Annotated in this window: 15 protein-coding genes and 1 riboswitch; of the genes, 1 reads left to right on the top strand and 14 read right to left on the bottom strand. The window is 36.6% G+C overall.

Going from position 1 to position 20271, the window contains the following annotated elements; translation table 11 throughout:
- The first annotated feature begins 138 nt into the window (after positions 1-138).
- Positions 139-957 (top strand): HAD family hydrolase, encoded by an 819-nt coding sequence (locus tag BN853_RS03210; protein ID WP_030004509.1) that lies wholly within the window; start codon positions 139-141, stop codon positions 955-957.
- Between the two features lie 58 nt (positions 958-1015).
- Here the strand turns inward: BN853_RS03210 and BN853_RS03205 are convergent, their stop codons facing one another.
- The 14 genes from BN853_RS03205 to priA form a co-directional block, all read right to left on the bottom strand.
- Complete coding sequence (locus tag BN853_RS03205) at positions 1016-3427, bottom strand: glycogen/starch/alpha-glucan phosphorylase (protein ID WP_030004508.1); 2412 nt, start codon at positions 3425-3427, stop codon at positions 1016-1018.
- Between the two features lie 126 nt (positions 3428-3553).
- A complete protein-coding gene (gene glgB, locus BN853_RS03200; protein WP_030004507.1) occupies positions 3554-5404 on the bottom strand; it encodes a 1,4-alpha-glucan branching protein GlgB in 1851 nt (616 codons plus the stop codon).
- A 1-nt stretch (position 5405) separates the two neighbouring features.
- Complete coding sequence (locus tag BN853_RS03195; RefSeq protein WP_030004506.1) at positions 5406-6164, bottom strand: RecX family transcriptional regulator; 759 nt, start codon at positions 6162-6164, stop codon at positions 5406-5408.
- Complete coding sequence (locus BN853_RS03190; RefSeq protein ID WP_030004505.1) at positions 6154-7542, bottom strand: S41 family peptidase; 1389 nt, start codon at positions 7540-7542, stop codon at positions 6154-6156. Before BN853_RS03190 ends, BN853_RS03195 begins: the two co-directional genes overlap by 11 nt.
- A complete protein-coding gene (locus BN853_RS03185) occupies positions 7523-8380 on the bottom strand; it encodes a YitT family protein (protein ID WP_030004504.1) in 858 nt (285 codons plus the stop codon). Before BN853_RS03185 ends, BN853_RS03190 begins: the two co-directional genes overlap by 20 nt.
- 1 nt (position 8381) lies before the next feature.
- Positions 8382-9473, bottom strand: coding sequence for a peptide chain release factor 2 (gene prfB, locus BN853_RS03180; RefSeq protein ID WP_030004503.1), 1092 nt, complete (start codon positions 9471-9473; stop codon positions 8382-8384).
- A gap of 143 nt (positions 9474-9616) precedes the next feature.
- On the bottom strand, positions 9617-12106 hold the full coding sequence (gene secA, locus BN853_RS03175) for a preprotein translocase subunit SecA (RefSeq protein WP_030004502.1): 2490 nt from the start codon (positions 12104-12106) through the stop codon (positions 9617-9619).
- Between the two features lie 157 nt (positions 12107-12263).
- On the bottom strand, positions 12264-12836 hold the full coding sequence (locus BN853_RS03170) for a LemA family protein (protein WP_030004501.1): 573 nt from the start codon (positions 12834-12836) through the stop codon (positions 12264-12266).
- A 12-nt stretch (positions 12837-12848) separates the two neighbouring features.
- Entirely contained in the window at positions 12849-13685 is an 837-nt protein-coding gene (locus BN853_RS03165) for a DUF3137 domain-containing protein (RefSeq protein ID WP_030004500.1), read from the bottom strand.
- Positions 13686-13705: 20 nt separating this feature from the next.
- Positions 13706-14857 (bottom strand): methionine adenosyltransferase, encoded by a 1152-nt coding sequence (gene metK, locus BN853_RS03160; protein WP_030004499.1) that lies wholly within the window; start codon positions 14855-14857, stop codon positions 13706-13708.
- Between the two features lie 55 nt (positions 14858-14912).
- A riboswitch (SAM riboswitch) is annotated at positions 14913-15008 on the bottom strand.
- A 64-nt stretch (positions 15009-15072) separates the two neighbouring features.
- Positions 15073-16365: a hypothetical protein gene (locus BN853_RS03155; protein WP_052591189.1), complete on the bottom strand. Its 1293-nt coding sequence runs from the start codon at positions 16363-16365 to the stop codon at positions 15073-15075.
- Positions 16366-16385: 20 nt separating this feature from the next.
- Positions 16386-16940 carry a phosphatidylglycerophosphatase A family protein gene (locus BN853_RS03150; RefSeq protein ID WP_030004497.1) on the bottom strand — a complete coding sequence of 185 codons (555 nt, stop codon included), beginning with the start codon at positions 16938-16940 and terminating at the stop codon, positions 16386-16388.
- On the bottom strand, positions 16940-17854 hold the full coding sequence (gene fmt / locus BN853_RS03145; RefSeq protein ID WP_030004496.1) for a methionyl-tRNA formyltransferase: 915 nt from the start codon (positions 17852-17854) through the stop codon (positions 16940-16942). The genes BN853_RS03150 and fmt overlap by 1 nt, the downstream gene beginning before the upstream one ends.
- 14 nt (positions 17855-17868) lie before the next feature.
- Positions 17869-20229 carry a replication restart helicase PriA gene (priA, locus tag BN853_RS03140; RefSeq protein ID WP_030004495.1) on the bottom strand — a complete coding sequence of 787 codons (2361 nt, stop codon included), beginning with the start codon at positions 20227-20229 and terminating at the stop codon, positions 17869-17871.
- Positions 20230-20271: the final 42 nt, after the last annotated feature.

Below are 20271 nucleotides of genomic sequence, written 5' to 3'. Positions count from 1 at the left end.
TTTAACAAGAATTATACCGCATTTATCTATAAAGATAAAGAAGTATGTGATTTAAAGAGCCTAGATTGATATTTTACACTTAATATGAGATAATCTAGAAGATGCTTTTATTTAAGTAAAAATCGAAGGAGGTATTTTATGAAACCATATTTAATTGCGTGTGACTTAGACGGCACTTTGCTAAATAATGATTCTAAACTTGATTTAAAAACCATAGACACAATTAATGAACTCTCAAAGTTAGGACACAAGGTAGTAATTGCGACTGGAAGACCCTATAGAGGCTGTATTGAGTATCATCGAGAATTAAACCTAGATACTCCACTTATTAGTGATAACGGAGGAGCAATCGAAAATCCCGTTGATAAGGGATTTAAAAAGGTTCAATTAACCATTCCAAAACGGATCATCGATAAACTTTTTTCGTTTACAAAAAATGAAATCGTTACGGCCTTCTATAGCGTCGATAATGGCTTATACGTCTACAAGCGTACGGATCGTTTGGCTTGGTTGTACCACGAGAATGAAGACACGTTTTTTGTTGAGGGTGAATTTACGGCACCCAATTTACCAGAACCTTCTGGTGTAATGTTCATTGTGAATGTCTCATTCAAAATTCAATTTGAGACGTTTATCAAAGAAAACTGTGAGAATCTTCTATCGTTTAGGGATTGGGGCAGTGACTATAAAAACGCCATCTATGAAGTGTATCAAAAACGCACATCTAAGGCTGAAGCAATTTCTCTTGTAAGACAACATTATCAAATTGAAGAAGAAAACGTCATTGCCTTTGGTGATGGACTAAACGACATTGAAATGATTGAACAAGCCGCAACAGGTGTTGCTATGGCAAACGCACAAAAAGAATTAAAAGCCGTTGCTGATGTGGTTCTAGATGAGACGAACCAACAAGGCGGGGTAAGAAATTACCTAACTCAACGTTTTTTAACCAAATAATCGATTAAAACCATGAAAAAAACAAATTGAAATCCATTTTCAATTTGTTTTTTTGTTATTATTTAATTGTTTCTAAGTGCCAAATATCTCTGTTATACTCAAACATTGTACGGTCAGTTGAGAAGAATCCAGACTTCGCTGTATTAATCATCGATTTTTTCAGCCAAGCGGTTCTATCTTGATACGCCTTGTTTGCTTTTTGTTGTGCTTTTACATAAGCATCGAAGTCTTTTAAAATATAATATTGGTCTTTGTCTAATAGATTTCTACGAATTTCTTCAAATTCATTTTGAGGTACATTCGTAAAGAATCCATTGGTTAATTGATCGATCACACGTTTGATTTTCGGATCATTCAAGTACAAATCATAAGGTTTATAAGTAGCTTCTTTTTGAAGTTGTGTGACTTCTTTTGCATCTAAACCAAAGATGAATATGTTATCATTACCCACAAGTTCACCAATTTCAACGTTTGCCCCATCGAGTGTACCAATCGTTAAAGCACCGTTCATCATGAACTTCATGTTACCTGTCCCGGAGGCTTCTTTTGAAGCCGTTGAGATTTGTTCAGATAAATCGGCTGCAGGCATGATTGTTTCAGCGTAGGTGACGTTATAGTCTTCGACAAATACGGCTTTTAGGTATTTACTTGTTTCACTGTCGTTGTTGATTTTTTCTGCAATCGTATTAATCAGTTTAATAACTTTTTTCGCAAAATAGTACGTTGGTGCAGCTTTTGCTCCAAAAATGAATGTTTGCGGATGGAATGATTGACGCACTTCAGGTTTCGTCTTTAACTCATTGTATACGTGCATGATGTGTAGTGCGTTCATCAATTGACGTTTATATTCATGAAGACGTTTGACTTGAATATCGAAAATCGAGGTTGGATCAATTTGAATGCCTTGTTCCTTATAGATTTTATCCGCAAGGGCTGTTTTTCTTGCCAACTTCATTTCATCGTAACGTTTTAGAATTTGATCATCATTCGTAAACTTAAGTAGTCCCTCAAGTTTTGTTGTGTCATAAATCCATTCATCACCGATGGTGTCTTTTAGAATAGAGACAAGTTCTGGGTTTGATTGAACCACCCATCGTCTGTGTGTAATCCCATTGGTTTTATTGTTAAACTTATTCGGGTAATAATCATTAAAGTCCTTCATCTCGATTTCTTTTAAGATATCGGTGTGAAGTGCCGCTACCCCGTTAACACTAAATGAGCCCGTAATTGCTAAGTTAGCCATGTGGACCATACCATCTTTTAGAATAGCCATCGCAAGTACTTCTCTTGCGTTTTCACCAAAGTGTGCTCTTAATTCCATTTCAAAGCGACGGTGAATTTCTTCAGTGATTGTGTAGATACGTGGTAGTAATGGTTGAAATAAGCGAATTGGCCATTTTTCTAATGCTTCGGCTAGGATGGTGTGATTCGTGTAGGCAACACAGTTTCTTGTGATGTCCCACGCTTTGTCCCAATCCATGCCTTCTTCATCGACCAACACACGCATTAATTCTGGAATAATTAACGTCGGGTGTGTATCATTGATATGAAAAACCGCTTTTTCACTTAAGTTTTCAAGTGTTCCAAAAATTTCTTTATGCTTTCTAAGCACGGCATTTAATCCTGCCGCTGAAAATAAATATTGTTGTTTTAAACGAAGAATTTTTCCTTCATCTGTTTCATCATTTGGATAAAGCATCTCAGAAATTTGTCTTAACTTTTTGTGGTATTCAAACGTACCACCTTGATTTTCATATAAATCCGATGGTTCCGCACTCCATAAACGAAGCGTGTTTACCACTTGATTATGATAGCCAATGACAGGCACATCATAAGGAACCGCTTTAACGTATTCCGCATTTTTATGATAGACATGTAGTTTACCATTGTCATCGACGTTGATTTCGATGTGACCGTAAAAGGGAATATCAACCGATTCTTCTTGTCTTCTGGTTTCCCAAACGTGGATATCTTTTAACCAACGATCTGGGTACTCAACTTGATAACCATTTTCAATTTTTTGTTTGAAAAAACCATAGCGATAACGAATTGAGTTACCGTGCACTGGTAATTTTAACGCTGCTACGCTGTCCATAAAACAAGCTGCTAAACGACCTAAACCACCATTACCTAATCCGGCATCTGACTCTTTATGCTCAACTTCGTTTAAATCTAGTCCAAGCTCGTCAAAGGTTTCTTTCACAACGTCATAGACACCTGCGTTCATTAAGTTATTCGTGATCATACGACCCATCAAGAACTCCATAGAAAAGTAGTAAACTTGACGCATCTCTTTTTCTTTTTTCCTTGTTTGATTCCAATCCTTACCGATATGCTGTTTAAGAAGCTGACCTAAACACACGTATTGTTGATAAGTATTTGATTCATTAAAATCAATGGCGTAAGTCGATTCGACTTTATCGATGAAGATTTCTTTGAACGTTTTCTTATCTTTAAATATATTTATCATTTGCTCATTCTCCTTGTCGTGAATTTCAACTTCATTATATCATAAAGGCACCCATGGTTAGGGTGCCTTACGAGGTGCAAACGTTTACAACTTTTTTACATGCGCAGTGTAAAAATCAATTATGTGTTACTTTCTATATTTTAAAATCGAAACAGATAATGGTCCAACCGTCATTTTGATGGATTGTGAAAACCTATGGAGTGACTCCTTAATTGTTGCTATTTCACTTCCGTTATACTGACCTGAGCCTCCAAATGCCGGTAGATCACTATTGATTAACTCATCGTAAAAACCCTCACTTGGAACACCAATTTGGTAGTCATGATACACACTTGGTGTCATATTTAAGACAACCACAACGTGTTCATCAAGATCCTTCGCGTAGCGGATGAAACTGAAAATTGATTGCTCACTATTGGTTGAGTCAATCCATTTAAATCCTTTTTCACTATGATCAAGTTCAAACAAGGCTTTTTCTTTTTGGTATAAGCCTAGGATTGTTCGAACAAACAGGTTGGCTTTGTCATGACTTGGAAAATCAAATAGATTCCAATCCAATTGACGATGAACCCCCCACTCTTGGAAATGAGCGAATTCTTGGCCCATGAAAAGTAGTTTCTTACCTGGGTGTGTTAGCCATAACCCGATTAATAATCGGTAGTTAGCAAATTTTTGCCAATAATCCCCTGGCATCCGAGTCAGTAGTGTGCCTTTGCCATGCACGACTTCATCATGAGAAAAAGGCAAGACAAATTGTTCAGAAAACGCATAGGTTAACCCAAACGTAATATCCGAATGGTGCCATTTTCGATGAATTGGTTCTTTTTTAAAGTAACGTAGAACGTCATTCATAAAACCCATGTTCCACTTATAATTAAAACCTAAGCCACCCATTGATACTGGTCTTGTCACGCCATCAAATGCCGTTGAGTCTTCTGCCATCAAAAGCACACGGTCATCTTTATAAAAGATGGTCTCTGAAAGACGTCTTAGAAAGTCAACTGCCCCTTCATTTGTTCCGTTTGATGAATCACCTAAGAAGTACACCAAATTAGAGACCGCATCTACTCGAAAGCCATCCACGTGAAAATAGTCCATCCAAAAACAAGCATTTGACAATAAAAAACTTCTGGTGTGTCCTTTGGATAAGTCCAGATTCGCCGTGCCCCAAACCACATTTTCTCTTTTAAACTCATCTTCGTACTCATAAAGTGGCGTGCCATCAAAATAATAGAGTCCGTGTGCGTCTTTACAAATATGCCCAGGTACCCAGTCAATAATCACACCAATCGATGCTTGGTGTAGACGATCAATCAGATACATTAAGTCTTTAGGTACACCATAACGAGAGGTAGCTGCGTAGTATCCCGTGCCTTGATACCCCCAAGAATCATCTAGGGGATGCTCATAGATGGGCATCAGTTCAACGTGAGTGAAGTTTTGTTCTTTTATGTGCTTGATTAATTGCTCCACAATTTCGTTGTATTTATAGAATTGACCATATTTTTTTCGCCAAGACCCTAAGTGCAATTCATAGATTGCTAAAGGTTTATCGTAAACCGTTGTTTTATGATATAACCAGTCTTGATCGTTCCAGTGATAGCCTTCAATGTCATAGACTTTTGAGGCTGTATTTGGTCTTTCTTCCGCAAAATTAGCGTATGGGTCTGTTTTATATAACTTGCCAGACGGTGTAAATAACACGTATTTATAGGTTGCCCATTCTAAATTCCATGGGATTTCGATTGAAAATACGCCGGATGAATCAATTTTTGATAATTCATGTGCGGTTTCACTCCAATTGTTGAATTGACCCACGACTGAGACTTTTGTTGCGTTTGGTGCATAAACCGTAAATCGGGTGCCCGTTACAATGCCTTCGGTATTCTTGATTAAAAATGATCCAAAAATACGTTTTGCATCAATCAACTTTCCCTGTGAAAAAAAATACGCGTCTTCACTTGAATACTTAAACATATTACCACTCTCTTTTCTCTAAAATGTCTTTTATATGCCTCGGATGATATCCTTTTTGCCTTAAGTAGAGGTAAATCTTTTGGTTGAGTTCATGACCATCAAACCGTTTTTGATATTTTGTTAATGCTTGCTTATAATATTTTTCAATCGATACTGTTTCATCAAAACGACTTTGATCCAAGTATGTTTCAATATAGCTTAATATCCGGACTTCATCATACCCTTTTTGTAAATAGCGTCTTAATAAGGTTTGTTTTGCTTTTAAATACGTTTCTTTTTTGATGGCTTGTGCGTCTTTTTTAAGTTGTTCTTCTAATGTGTCTTCTGTTAACGACTGTAGCATTTGGTCAATCAGTTCTTTTGTGATGCCTTTTTCAATCAGACCTTGTTGTAGCTTGTGTTTACCATATTTGGATTGATTGATTCTAAGGTAACTCTCAGCATAGATATAATCGTTTAAGTAATTCTTACCTTTGAAATCAAGGGTAATTTCGGTTACTAGGTTTTCATCGTTAGTCAGTGTACGTAAGTATTTTTTGAAATCTCTAATGGAGCGGTTTTTTGCTACATAAGCAATCCCTTTCCTGATTAGAAATGCTTTATGGTTTTTTTTAATGATTTCATTTAACATCTTTTCATCTAAAATCATCATTTTCTTTAATCGAAAATCCAAAAGAACGGATTCTTCTATCTCATATGAAGTCTCATCAATTAAAACAAGGTATGTGTTTTTCTTCTTTTTAATCGATTTAATTTGCATTTAGACGCCCCATCTCTAAATAAGCTAAATTGAGCAACTCGTCTTTGGCAGGATCTTTAAGATATTGATGATAAAGATCAATTAATGAAAACATCGTCAATAAATCGAGTTCACCTGTTGCGCTAAGACCGTTTGCTTCTTGGTATACCTTTAGTTTATCATAAGTTAACTCATCAAATGTCGAAAAATGGTTAATATCTTCTAATGTGTTATCGTATTCATTTAGTAAATGTTGATAAACGATGAGATTATCTGAGCTATCTTCTTTCTTAAATGTTTCTAGGTACGAAGGAAACCCAAGACTGACAAGGTCATCTTTCGTATATTCAATTGTCGGTTTGATGCCACCACTGACGCTTTCATTGTTTTTGGTTAACCAGTAACCTTGCGTCATATTTAAGTACGTTTCGTTAGTAAATGTGTTTAATCGATAACTGACTTGATAAACGTCTTTGCCATAAGTGGTATTCCCAATCAATGGCGCATCAATGCCGATATTGAGTGCTTGAGCTAAAACCTCAGATGCACTTGCCGAGTTTTCATTAATCAAAAGAGAGACTGGGTAATCTTTTAAGGTGTTTGCTTGATACGGTTTATATTCGGTAATCCGGTTATCATAAGCACGCACCATGTATAAAAATGGTTCACTGCCACTTAAGAAAAGTTGGATGATTTGAACCACTGAAACCAAATACCCACCGCCATTATCTCTCACATCAATGATTAACCCCTCTAATCCTAACGATTCCATGCTTTGAAGTGCCTCTGTAAATTGTGTGGCCGTCAAATTAGAAAAACGGTTAATGTCAATGTAGCCAATTTTAGATTTCTCATCGTAACGATACGTTGTGCTCTTCATCGGTATTTCTTTAATCATTAACGTAATAGTTATTAGGTCAGTACCACGAAGTATCTCAAGGTCGAATTGATCCCCTAATTTTCCAGTTAAAACCGCTTGTTTTTCCGTAAAACTAAGCCCTTCTAGCGCTTGACCATTGACTTTAGTAATCACATCATAAACGTAGATTTTTTCCTCGAAAGTTGCATCTAGGTTAATTGAACTCACCAATAAGCCTTCCTTGGTATCTGAAATGGTTATTCCTAGACCATCGTAGGCTTCTTCTTTTTCGATTGTTCGTGTGTTGGCCTCATATATGTACGTATAAGGTTCGTCTAACCTGCTAAATAGATCTTCTAAATCTGAAACATCCTTTAGTTTAAAATCCAAAGGTTTATAGTAAAACGCGTCAAGTAGTTCATAAACTTCCTTAACTTGTTTATCAACAAAAAAAGTGGATAGTTGACACCCACTTAAAAAAACCAATATTGCACTGGTCAAAATCAATCCAATTACTCTTTTAATCTTTAGAAAACCCACGACCAACCGCCTCTTTCGTTTGAGTCATAAATGTAAATGCGTCTTGATCAACGATTTCAATGAGTTCCCTCATCATATTTAGCTCGCGTTGACTCATTGTGCATACCAACATTTTCTTAGCTTCTTTAGAATAACCACCTTGGGCATCAATAATCGTTACGCCTCGGTCGATGTGTTCGTAAATCGTATCTCTAATTAACTCTGGATTTTTCGTTATAATAAACATGGTTTGTCCGGCTCTACCTTTAATCGAAACGTTACTAATGACATAGCTTGTAATGAAGATGGCTGCCAGTCCATAGATGAAGTTTTCTGCGTTTTGAAAATACAATAAACCGAGTAAAATCACTGCCCCATCGGTTGCATAAAATACAACATTGTAGGGGTAATGAAACTTTTTATGTAAAATCGTTTGTAAGACATCAATCCCACCGGTCGTCGCGTTATTTCGAAAGACAATCCCTAAACCAAACCCAACCAAAATAGAGCCTGAAATGGATGCTAATAACATCTTTGAATCCGAAAATTGATTGATGATAAAGAATTGATCGGCACCAAGTAAGTCTAAGATTAAAACGATGGTTGGTGAGGCAATCGTTCCAAAAATGGTTTTGACAAAAAAAGATTTTCCAAGCAACCATAAACCAAAAACCAAAAGTCCTATATTGACAATGTACATAAAATAAGATGGGTTTATGAATTTCTGAAAAATGACTGCCAAGCCCATCACACCACCAATGACTAAATTCATCGGTAGTAGGAAATAATAAAAACCAAGCGTCATTAAAATAACACCAAGTGTGATTTGAAAATATTCAATTACTAAGTTACGTCGCATGTTAGTCTCCCATCTTTAGATACGCATTAATAAATAGATCAATGTCACCATCCATCACTAAGGACGTTTGTGAACTTTCGGCTAGTGTCCGATGATCTTTAACCATTTGGTAGGGATGAAATACATAGCTTCTGATTTGTGAACCCCAAGCAATGTCTTTTTGTTCCCCTTTGATATCATTTAATAAATTCATTTGTTTTTGAATTTCAAGTGCGGCTAATTTTGACTTTAATAACTGCATCGCAGTTTCTCTGTTTTTAATTTGGCTACGTTCATTTTGACAAGTCACGACGGTATTGGTCGGTAAGTGTGTGATACGAACCGCTGAATCCGTTGTGTTAACGGATTGTCCGCCTGCACCACTACTGCGATAAACATCGATTTTTAAGTCTTCGTCCTTAATATCCAGTTCAATTTCTTTATCAATTTCTGGTATCACCTCGACCGAAACAAAAGACGTATGTCTTCTGGCGTTTGAGTCAAATGGTGAAATACGGACCAATCGATGAACCCCATGCTCACTCTTTAAATAACCATACGCGTATCTACCTTTAATTCGTGCGGTGACACTTTTGATGCCCGCTTCTTCGCCAGCCAAATAATCGAGTACTTCAAACTTAAAGTTCTTTCTGGTGGCGTAGCGTTGATACATACGAAAAAGCATTTCGCACCAATCTTGTGATTCAGTTCCACCAGCCCCTGGGTGTAATTCAATGATTGCTGTAAAATCATCGTATGGCCCATTTAAAAGGATTAAGAGTTCGAACTGTTTGATTTCTTTATCTAAACCGGTGACTTCTTTTGTTAGCATCTCATAATCTTCACTGCCTTCATCGGTTAATTCAGCCAACTCATCTAATGTTTCATAATGACTTAATACTGATTCATACGTATCAATTTTATCTTTTTGATCGTTTGCAATCCCAATTAATCGTTGCGCCTCTTTGACGTCGTCCCAAAAATGCTCATTTAGCATGATTTTTTGATTTTCTTCATGTTCTTTTTTTAATACTTCAATATTTAAAGCCTTACCTAAATCCTCAATTCGGATTTTAAAATTGGCAAGGTATTTATTCAATTCATAACGTTCCATAAGACACCTCTTTTAATCTTTCACTCCATAATTTATTCACAACTATTTTACCATATTTATGTGTAAATTTCTTCTTTAACGTCGACTTTTTAAAACATTTAAAAAAGGCTTAGTTATTTAAAACTAAGGCCTTTTCATTTTCGTTATCTTCTTTTCCAGTTTGGCATGTTGCGTTGCTGACGATTTTGTCTGACTTTAGGCTTCTTATTTCTAAGTTCGCCACCCTCATTGGTACTGGTGTTTTTAACAACCGCTTCGCGTTCGTTATTCACTCGTATTTGTGCAAGTAAGACGTATTTTGCAATGTCTCTTGAAATATTAGATTTCATTTCATTAAATTTATGGAACCCCTCTTGTTGATAAGTTTGAAGTGGGTTACCTTGACCATACGATTGTAGAGAAACCGCTTGTCTTAGTTCACTCATTTGATCGATGTGTCTTGTCCAGTACGTATCAATGACACGTAACGAAATTACTTTTAAGAACTCTTTAAATACTTCCTCAGGAAAAGATTCTTTTTTAAATTTAATTTCATTTTGTGCTAATTCATTTAAGTATTCTGGAATGGTTTTTTCGTCTAAACTTTCAAGTTTATCAATATCAATCGTTCCTGGTTGGAATAGATTGCCATTAAAGTGATTTAAGATACCTTGATCGTTGATTTCGAATTTGCCTTTACCGACATTTTTAATAAATGGCATTAGTGCTTCTTCAATATGATTTTCAATTGCTTTAAGCACAAACGGCTCGATGTCTTCCGAGGTAATCACAAAGGTTCTTTCTTGATACATAACTTCTCTTTGTTTTCTTAGTACGTCATCGTATTTTAATACGGATTTACGGGAATCGTAGTTTTGACCTTCAATCCGTTTTTGAGCACTACTAACAAATTTTGAGAACATTTTGGATTCAAGTGGTTGAACTTGATTCGTGTCTTTATCTTTATTTAAATTTGAAATCATTTGAATACGGTTTTTAAATGTTTCGCCACCAAATCGTTGGAGCAATTCATCCTCAGCCGATAAATAAAATCTTGAATACCCAGGGTCACCTTGTCGACCGCTACGTCCTCTTAACTGATTGTCGATACGTCTTGATTCATGACGTTCTGAACCGATCACAGCCAATCCGCCAAGTTCTTTGACGCCTTCGCCTAGTTTAATGTCGGTTCCACGACCAGCCATGTTGGTTGCGATCGTTACTGCACTTTGTAAACCAGCTTTTAGAATGATATCCGCTTCTCTTTCATGTTGTTTCGCATTTAATACGTCATGAGGAATGCGTCTTTTTCTAAGTAAATCAGATAGTATCTCCGATGTCTCTACCGCTACTGTTCCTAATAGAATTGGTTGACCTAGTTTATGTCTACGTTCAACGTCATCAATTAACGCGCTGTATTTCTCTTCTAGAGTAACAAATAAATAATCTGGTGCGTCCTCACGAATTACCGGACGATTGGTTGGTACTTCAACCACGTACATGTTGTAGATTTCTCTAAATTCTTCTTCTTCGGTTTTCGCTGTCCCCGTCATCCCGGATAGTTTTTTATACATACGGAAAAAGTTTTGATAGGTGATGGTAGCAACCGTGATGGTTTCTTTTTTAATTTCAACGTTTTCTTTGGCTTCTAAGGCTTGATGTAGTCCTTCAGAAAACTGTCTACCTGGTAGCACACGACCAGTAAATTGGTCGATAATCAATACTTGATTTTCCACCACCATGTAGTCTTTATCTCTAAACATAATGAAGTTTGCTCTAAGTGCATTATTGATGTGGTGCACAAGCGTTACGTTAGCGATATCATAAAGATTATCTAAATTAAACGTTTTTTCTGCTTTGGTAATCCCGGATTCAGATAGTTCAATCGTTTTTGATTCAATGTCAATTAGGTAATCTTCATCGGATAAGTACTTCGCAAAACGATCGGCACCTTGGTATAGGTTTTGAGTGTTTTTAGCGCCCCCTGAAATAATCAAAGGCGTTCTTGCTTCATCAATTAAAATGGAGTCCACTTCATCGATGATTGCGTATTGTAGCCCACGCTTTTGAACCATATCTTTTTCGTACAACACCATGTGATCTCTTAGGTAGTCAAACCCAAGTTCACTGTTGGTTGAATAAAGAATGTCACACGCATAAGCTTCTTTCTTCTCTTCACTTGTTAATGCACGAATGTTAAGACCAACGCTCATGCCAAGGAATCGGAACAAATCACCAATTTCGCCATTTGCCTCACGAGATGCAAGGTATTCGTTGACTGTGACAATATGTACACCCATGCCATTGAGTGCATTTAAATAGGCTGGCATAACCGCTGTTAAGGTTTTACCTTCCCCTGTTTTCATTTCGGCAATATTCCCACCATGAATGGTAATCGCACCTAAAAGCTGTACATAATAAGGGTATAACCCTAAGACACGAACAGAGGCTTCTCTTACCACGGCGTAAGCCTCGACCATTAAATCTTCTAGGGTTTCGCCTTTTTGATATCTTTGTTTAAACTCGGTTGTTTTATTTCTTAAATCCTCATCGGACATTTGTTTCATTTGATCCGCTAGTTGATCAATTTTATCTGCGATAGGTCTGGCTTTTTTTAATTCTTGAAAGCCACTATCAAACCATTTTTTGAACATATAATCACACTCTCTTTATATTTCGTCTACTTTAAATGATACTATAAAAGCGCTTAGATTACAACACGCACACACATTTTCACAAAAATTAAGTCTCCTAATTTTTGACTAACTAAAAATGAAAAGAAGCCGGATAAAATGGCTTCTTAACGTTGGATTAGAAATTAAAATTAACGTCTTGTCTTTTTGCAGCTTCTGCTTCAAAGAAATCACGTTTTGTGAAGTTTTTCCAGTTCGCAATAATTGAACTTGGGAATACCACAATTTTTTGGTTGTAATAGCTAACATTTGCGTTATAAACGCGTCTTGCTGCTTGAAGATTTTCTTCAACTTCCATCGAAGCGCTTTGAAGTTTAGCAAAATTTTCACTTGCTCTTAATTGTGGGTATTGTTCAACCACCACATTTAATCTTGCCATACCTTCTGAAAGTTGGTTAGCAAATGCTTGTTTTTCGCCAATTGAAGCACCAGATGCTGGTTGTCTCATTGCAACCACTGATTCTAATGTTTTTCTTTCATGATCCGCATAACCTTTTGTCGCAGAAACCATCTTTGTTAATAAATCAAAACGTTTGGTTAATGCCACATCAATTCCTGATTCTGCTTCATCGACCTTAATTACTAAACGTCTAAATGAGTTTAATGTGCCAATAATCCAAAAAATGATGATTAACCCAATAAATGCAATAACTCCTAATACAATAAGTAAAACTTGTACGCCTTCACCCATGTGTAAGACCTCCTATTTTTTTGTAAATTTTTCACTATCTAAATTAAACTCATTAATGATGGCTCCTGGCATATCAATGTCGCCTAAGATATGACCAATGTTTTCCTTCGTTAATGGTGTTTTTAGCTTGATTTCAAATGAATCTGATGAATCATTGACTGCAATATCCAAACAATTTTGATGATACATCATTTGAATTGAACCGCGATGCATTTTTTCAAATTCCAGAATCTTTTCAATTAACACGGGGGTTAATTGATAAAACACGTATTCTTGATCGCTTGAAAATATTTTAAACTTCTTATTAAATAGAATACTTTCAGTTTCATATTTCTTAAGATTTCGTGAGGCTGCACCTGAAAAGCGACCTTCTTTAACTTGTAAGACGTGCTCAAACCTACGTTCAAATTCAAAGTGGTACCAACGCCCTTTAAAGATGGTTTGATAAGAAACTTGTCGATTGCCTTTAGCGTCTCTGGTTTCAACTCGTTCTTCCATATGGACGTCACTGGCTTTAAAGGATACCCCATTAAAACTGCCTGTGATTAAATCTTCACCTTTGTGTCTGTCAGGTCTTTGATAGAAATTTAAGCTATCAATGTATCGTTGATCAATTCGATCGTTGTGGTTATACGTGCCGTCTGGGTACTTATCTTTGACTAAGTCACTAATCACAACGTCTTTGAAATTTTTACGGTAGTTGCTCGCGATTGATGCGGCTTTAAATAAGAAATAAAAGCCTACTAATACAATCATAAGTAATAATCCTAATTTTATGTTTTTTTGATATTCTTGATACATCGCTTGACGCTTAATTTCATTTTCTTGCAATACTTTATCTAAACTCATAACATCACCTATGGTTTATTTTACAACAAATCCTTAAAAATATCAATCTTATTTAGTTTCTCCCATGGTAAATCAATGTCTTCTCTTCCCATATGACCATAATTACTGGTTTGTTCGTAGATTGGACGTTTTAAATCGAGTGTGTTAATGATGCCTTTTGGTGTTAAGTCAAAGTGTTTTCTGACGGCCTTTTCGATGAGGCTTTCACTTACCTTAGAGGTATTAAATGTATCGACTCTAACACTCACCGGTTGGGCTACCCCAATGGCGTACGCTAGTTGAACTTCGGCTTTTTTAGAAATCCCTGAGGCAACGATATTTTTTGCAATATACCTTGCCATGTAAGAGGCACTTCGATCAACCTTTGAAGGGTCTTTTCCTGAGAATGCACCACCGCCATGGCGAGCATAACCACCATAAGTGTCAACGATGATTTTTCTGCCTGTCAGCCCTGAATCACCTTTTGGTCCACCAATCACGAACTTACCGGTTGGGTTAATGAAATATTTGGTATTTTCATCGATTAATTCGCTTGGTAAGACCGCATCGATCACTAATTCTTTGATGCCTTTTCTTACCACTTCAATTGGTAAGTCTTGGTGTTGAGATGAGACGACAACCGCATCAATTCTTAGTGGGCGGTCTTGTTCATCGTACTCAATGGTCACTTGTGCTTTGCCATCTGGTCTTAAGAAATCAAGCAAGTTTTCTTGTCTAACAAAATCAAGTCTTCTTGTTAACTTATGCGCTAACTCGATTGGTAAAGGCATTAAGTTGTCTGTTTCATCACACGCAAAACCAAACATTAAGCCTTGATCGCCTGCGCCTTGTTCGTGTGAATCCGTTTCATCAACGCCTAATGCGATGTCTTCTGACTGACTGTTGATTGACGTTAAAACGGCTAAATTGTCCGCGTCAAATCCATATTTTCCACGGTCATAACCGATGTTTTTTACCGTGTTTCTGACAATTGTTTGTATGTCAACGTACGTCTCGGTTGTGATTTCACCCACCACCAACACAAGTCCGGTTGTGACGGTTGTTTCACAAGCCACGCGAGCATTGCTATCTTTTTCTAAAATAGCGTCTAATATCGCATCTGAAATGCGATCACAAATCTTATCTGGATGACCTGAGGTCACAGATTCTGATGTAAATAATTTTCTTTCCATACGTTCCTCCTACGTTATAAAAAATAAAAACCCTTAGAAAAGAGTTTTATTTCTCTTCTCATTGATGGACATTGTCCCTTGTCGTTAGCACCTTGCATGGCAGGTTGCTGCTACATCGTTGGTCACTAGCCTCCGTAGCTCTGAATAAGATATTCTATGTTTTTTACGTAATTAATTATACCACTTAAATTTTAAATGTAAAGCAAAACATTCACTTAGTATTCGTTGAATGTCTTTTCAAACTCATTCTTAAACTTTAGAAATCGTTCAACTAAAAAATAGTCAAAATAAGGTAAGAATACCTTTTCAAATAATTGGATGGTTGTTTGATTCGGGTAGGGTCTTTTATAGGATTTACCACTGCGCATGGTGACGTATAAATCACAGAGTAAAATAACTTGGGATTCGATTTGTGGTTGAATCTCATTCATTTCTTGTGAAAACTGGAGCGTCGCTACCCCTTCAACGTGCGCCCTTGCGATGTCTTCTGCTTTTTGAGCCAACTGAAGTCTTTTCGCAATTTGTGTGCCCAAATTGGTTTTTTCTTTTAACATTTCAAACTTACTCTCGTCTTCGGCCATGTGATTACCGACCAAGCCTTCGACTTCCTTATACTTTAAATGAATTTTTGAGTAGGTTTTAATGTAATCAATTTGATCGTGACTCAGCCCAAAATAGCCGGCTAATTTTTCACTCATTTGATAAACCAAATCCACGTGTTGACGATCTAAGAAGTTTTTCTTTGATGAGAGAACCACACTAAATAAATCCGAAACAATGTTGGTAAAATCAGTTTGAACTTCACGTCGTTTAATCAATTCTTGTTTGCGTTGTTCTTGCATGTAAGAACCAATCGATACGATGGCGTAAACAACCACCATAAATATAATAAAGAGCGTGGTTCTTAAAAAGATGTCTACCGCCTCTTTGGTGGGAATAAACGCATTTAAAAACTCACCTAAACTCATGCCCTCATACGTACGATTAATTGAATAGGTCCAAACAAAATGAATTACGGTAATCGCCGCTAACATGCCTTGAAATACCCACATGATGAGGCGTCTGCTTTGATAAAGACTGACCACCACGATGGCGTAATAAAGTAAGATATAGGCCGCGGTTTCAAATGTTTGATTTTGATAAAGTCTTGCATAAATCAAGATGGACGATAAAAACATGTAAAGACTTAGGACGTACATAGCGACTTCCTGTTTGGTCTTATCGTGTCTATCACCAAAAATAAGTCGTTTAATGACGTTATTAATGAAAAAAGTCAGTGGAAAAGATAAAACTGAAAAAAGCCAATCGGATGGCTCTTTTGTTGTATATGCGATTAGAAAAAGTAAAATTGAATACACAATGTTACTTAAAAGGATGATGTTCTTGATGACTAGATTTCGTCTATGTAGGACAATGACATCATCCGTAATGTCAATATTTTCTTCAAACGCGAATAACCGACTGAAGAAACTTTTGGTCATCCCGGTTATCTTGTTTTTTTTACGCACGATAATTCCCCTTTGCTTGATTATTGATCAAATAAGCTTACTTTTTTGTGTGGTTCTTCTTGTGCGATGTCCTCATTAATGATTTGAGCAACGCGTGTTGATGCACTTGCCGCGATCGCACCGACGATGTCGTCTAAGAACGTATGCACGATACCTTCTTTTTTACCATCTTCGTTTAACTTTGATACAATGCCGTGTTTATTCACATCGATGTCACCAAAGTTAGTCATGCCAATCACGCCATAAAGACGCGCCACGTCTAATCCAAGGACTTCATCAACGCCAAACAAACCTAAGTCCGATTCAATGATGTCTTGAATTGGTCCTTCAAACAATTTTTTTTCTGCCATTTTGTCGAGTTCAACTGCCAATAAGACGTGGTGAAAAATATCTCTTAAAGATAACACTTTTAAGACCGATTCACGACACGTTTCAAACTTTATATTTTCGGTGTAGCGCGCTTGTTGTTTAAATGCAATTTCTGCGATGTCATCGACTGTTACACCTCTACTTCTTAACGCTTCGACGGATAATCTCGTCATTTCTTCTCTTGAAAATAAAACTTTCTTTTTCATTATTTAATGATATCTCCTTCACAAATGATTTTTTGACCGTTTAAAAAATCAGTATCATTCATTAACTTTTTGCCCTCAGGCTTAATTTTTTTAAGTCTAACCACACCGTCTTTTGTCTTGACAAGGAACTGTTTGGTGACTTTTACAACTTCGCCTGGGTTTCTACTTGATATTATATCACTTTTTTCGATTTCATAAACCTTAATTCGCGTATTGTTAACAAAAATACTGCCACCTGGTTCATCTAGAAGTGATCTTAAGTGGTTTATTACCTCTTTGGTTGTCTTTGTAAAATCCAAAAATTCTTCTTCTGGTTTAATGGTATAGGCAAACGTCACTTGTGTTTCGTCTTGTGGTACTCGGTTGTTTGTTTGATTGATGATTGACAAAATGGTTCTATCGAGTAAATCTCTTCCGACAATACTTAACCGTCTCATTAGTGAATCGGTCGTGTCTGTTTCTAAAATCTCAACTTCTTCACAGTCAATGATATCGCCACTATCCATTTTAGGGGCCATGTACATGATTGTTACACCGGTGGTTTTATCACCATTTTTGATGGCGTATTGTACCGGCGCTCCCCCTCGATATTTTGGCAGGATTGAGCCATGAACATTGATTGACGTGGCCAGATCCAAAACCGCTGTTGGGATCATTTGACCATAGGCTGCTGTCACGATTAAATCTGGTTTTAGTTTGATGATTCTTTCATAGTCTTTACTCAGTTTTAAAGGCTGAAATACGTCAATTCCATGTTTAATTGCGAATTCTTTTACTGGCGATTTTGTGATAATTTTTTTTCTTCCAACCACTTTATCTGGCTGTGTGACTACCAATGAAACACCAAAACGTTGGTGTAACATCTCTAGGGTTGGTAGGGCAAAACTAGGTGTTCCCATAAATACTATTTTCATAATTTCACATTCCTTTACTCAATCATGTCTGGGTAGAAATCAAATTCTAAGTAGAATGATTTATCTTTATAGTGATTTTCGATTCGATCTAAAATCGGTTTTAAGTCGTAGTTTGGTCTTGTTTTAATGGTTATTTGGTGTAAGAATCGTTTGTTTTGATAATGGATATATAACTGGGTCGGTCCTAATATTTCAAACTGCGAATGTCTTTTTAACAACTGCCTTTTAAGTTCAAGTAATGACTGGCTAGTCTTGTCATCCTCTTTGCCCTTTAAAATCACTTTAACCACTTGATAGATGGGTTGATAGCGACCTAACTGACGTTGCTTAATCTCCTGTTTATAATAAGACGTGTAATCGTTGTTTCGGACGGCTTGAATCACAAAATGATTAACTTCATAAGCTTGAATAATGACTTCAGACGATTGACCTTTTCTGCCTGGTCTACCTGCGGCTTGTGCAATCATATTATAAGTCTCTTCATTTGCTAGATAACTTGGCAGTTTTAACTGTAAATCCGCCAACATTACTGCCACTAATGTGACGTTTTTAAAATCATGACCTTTAGAAATCATGCTTGTGCCAATCAATATGTCATAAGTTTGATGATTAAACGCTGATAGTTTTTCGTCAATCGCGTGCTTGCCTTTGGTGGTGTCTTTATCCATCCTTAGTATCCGAGCGGTTGGAAATTCTTTGATTAACCGTTCTTCTACTTGTTCAATACCGATGCCAACTTCTCTAATTTTTGTTGATTGACAAACACCACATTTCGATGGCATTGGTCGTTCAAAACCACAATGATGACATTTCAACCGGTGTTCTTTTTTATGATAACTTAAAGAGATTTGACAATGTTCGCATTTAATCACGTGTGAACACGCTCGGCACATCACAAAACTTGCATACCCACGCTTATTGACAAGAATCATGGTTTGTTCTTTTTTCTTTAACCGTTTTTCAACTGCTTGTTTTAGTTTTTTTGAAAAGACGCTTAAATTACCTGAGATTAGTTCTTCTTTCATATCAATCACACGGATGCTTGGTTCAACACCAACGGGTCTTTTTGTTAAACATAATTTGGTGATTTTACCTAGACTGACGTCATAAGCAGTCTTGATTGAAGGCGTTGCAGATCCGTAAACGAGTGGTATTTTATGATGTTTTGCTCTAAACATACAAAGCTCATTTGCATCATAACTAGGCACATCCTTTTGAATGTAACTACGATCTTGTTCTTCATCGATCACAATCAAACCTAATCGATTGAAGGGCATGAAACAGGCGCTTCTTGTGCCGACAACAATGGAGGCTTTGTTTTGATCGATTAAACGCCATTGATCATAGCGCTCGTTAGAAGATAGTTTGGAATGTACAACGGCAATCTCCTCGTCAAATCGCGCTCTAATACGTTCAGCCATTTGAGGAATTAATGCGATTTCAGGCACTAAAATTAACACTTGTTTCTGAAGATCAAGCATGTCTTTAATGAGTGACAGATAAACTTCGGTTTTACCTGAACCTGTTATCCCTTGGATCAGAAAACGGCGGTAATTCCCGTAAGACGCTTTGATTTGATGATAAGCGTTTGCTTGTTCGTTTGTCAGCTCAACCAAGTTTGAATTCTCTGTAAATTGGTGTCTGACGCGTCTAAGTGTTTCTACCGTTCTTGCTTGAATTAAACCTTTTTTACTCATTCGGTTTAACACACCGAGAGAAATACCTTCTTCTTTTAACTCTTTCCTTGTTTTTGGGCTTGAAAGTAAATCGATCGCTTGTTGTTGCTTTATTGTTAGTTGATTACTTGTTTTAAGTATCGAGTAGACGATTTCGGTCTTTGCCTTATGTTTCTTAGAAAATTTATCTATTAAGCCAACAGAGCCCTCTAAAATACGTTTATTGAGCCACTCAATGTCTGATTGATCTTTGATGTCGTTTAGGTATCGATGCGCTTGAATTCGCTTAATTGAGATTTCATCGAGTATGTTTTCATTTTTGATGATTATTTTTCGTTTATGGTTGGTATGTAGTGCACTTGGTATCACCAAGTCAAAACATTGTTGATAAGTGGCAAATGATTGTTGTTTTATATAATCAACGAGGTTTAATAATTCGTTGGTTAAGATCGGTTTAATGTCAATAATCGCTTGTATTTCTTTTATTTTAACCGTTTTCGTGTCTTTATTTAATTGCTCGGTTTCATAAGAGGAATTAGCTGAAAGAAAAACCACCATCGCGGTCGTTAGTCTTGAATTAAAGTCGACAACGACACGAACCCCTGGCTTAACTGTTTTTTCTAATGATTTGGGCACTTCGTATTCAAAGAGTCTGCTGACTGCTTTGGCATTGACGTTAACAATTACACTTGCATACATATGATCACCTTATAAAATTATACCATATTATGGATTTTATAC

The organism is Paracholeplasma brassicae, from assembly GCF_000967915.1.
Classification (GTDB): domain Bacteria; phylum Bacillota_I; class Bacilli_A; order Acholeplasmatales; family UBA5453; genus Paracholeplasma; species Paracholeplasma brassicae.
This window is presented reverse-complemented; position numbering and strand designations above follow the sequence as displayed.